Here is a 1,626-nt window from a genome sequence, read left to right as displayed (position 1 = left end):
GGCAAGGTGACTATCGCGTTATAAACGCTAACGTTGTCATATCGTTAAGCAAACAGCCCCACAAAGGGGCTGTTAGATTGTGCTGTTAACCACGTCCGTGTTTCTCGGCGAATCGCGACGAGGGGCACTCCGGCGGCTTACGCCGCTACGACCCCATCGCCGCACTTCACCTAACAACGGACATTGTCATCAGTCTGAGATATTTTTCGACATCTGATGCTATTAATCCTGAATTGTAGCGACGGGTAAAATACAAAGAGTGGCAAAGTTAAGCAGCGCTTTAGCTTTGGGATAACACCCGCAGAAAAACAACGGTATATCCGTCTACACCGCTATCCTTTCACACATCCTTACGGCCAAAACAGAGTTTTATATCAGGAAAGTGCATATTCATGGGATTTTTATTTATTTAATTCCCCTTTAACGCAGAAAGTAAGATGCAGCTTTCAGGATTGAGGAGATAAACGATGGCTGCGCCAACGTCCGTACTCTCGCTTATTGGCAATACGCCGCTGCTGGAACTGACCCAATTTGATACCGGCCCGTGCCGCCTGTTCGTCAAGCTGGAAAATCAAAATCCAGGTGGATCCATCAAGGATCGCGTGGCGCTGGCAATGATCGAAGAGGCAGAACAGCAAGGCAGGTTGAAACCGGGTGCGACCATCATTGAGGCCACCGCGGGCAATACTGGTCTGGGGCTGGCACTGGTCGCCGCGCAAAAAGGGTATCGTCTGGTGCTGGTGGTGCCGGACAAAATGAGCCGCGAGAAGATTTTCCACCTGCGTGCACTCGGGGCCGAAGTGCTGTTAACCCGTTCCGATGTCGCCAAGGGACATCCCGACTACTATCAGGACTATGCACAGCGTCTGGCGCACAGCCAGCCTGATGCGTACTACATCGATCAATTCAACAATCCGGCCAACCCGTTAGCTCACTATCGCAGTACCGGACCGGAACTGTGGCGACAAATGGATGAGCAGGTCGATGCCGTGGTGGTCGGCGTTGGGTCCGGCGGCACCCTGGGCGGGCTGGCACGCTATTTTGCAGACGTTTCTCCCGATACCGAATTTGTGCTGGCCGATCCACAAGGTTCGATCCTGACAGACTATGTGCAGCGCGGTGATTACGGCGAAGCAGGAAGCTGGCGCGTGGAAGGTATCGGTGAAGACTTCGTGCCGCCACTGGCGGATTTTCGGCAGGTCAGACACGCCTACGCCATCAGCGATGCAGACGCCTTTGCCAGCGCCCGCGATCTGCTGCGTTTGGAAGGTGTTCTGGCTGGCTCCTCCAGCGGCACCTTGCTGTCTGCCGCATTGCGCTACTGTCAGGCACAGTCTGAGCCGAAACGCGTGGCAACGCTGGTGTGCGACAGCGGCAACAAATACCTGTCGAAAATGTTTAACGACTATTGGCTGCTGGAGCAAGGGCTGATCCAACGCCCACACCTTGGCGATCTGCGCGATCTCATTACCTATCGCCACGACGATCGCGCAACCGTCGCTGTCACGCCCGACGATACGCTGGCAGTGGCTCACGCGCGTATGCGTCTGTACGACATTTCACAGTTGCCCGTGCTGGAGAACGATCATCTGGTCGGCATTCTCGACGAGTGGGATCTGCTCAACA

General features: G+C 54.8%; 1 protein-coding gene. It reads left to right on the top strand.

Features of this window, described 5'->3' with window-relative positions; genetic code table 11:
* Positions 1 to 467 precede the first annotated feature (467 nt).
* A partial coding sequence (locus tag J5224_RS27090; protein WP_264628245.1) for a pyridoxal-phosphate dependent enzyme occupies positions 468 to 1,626 on the top strand: 1,159 nt, incomplete at its 3' end.

Source organism: Candidatus Symbiopectobacterium sp. NZEC135, assembly GCF_025962695.1.
This window is presented reverse-complemented; position numbering and strand designations above follow the sequence as displayed.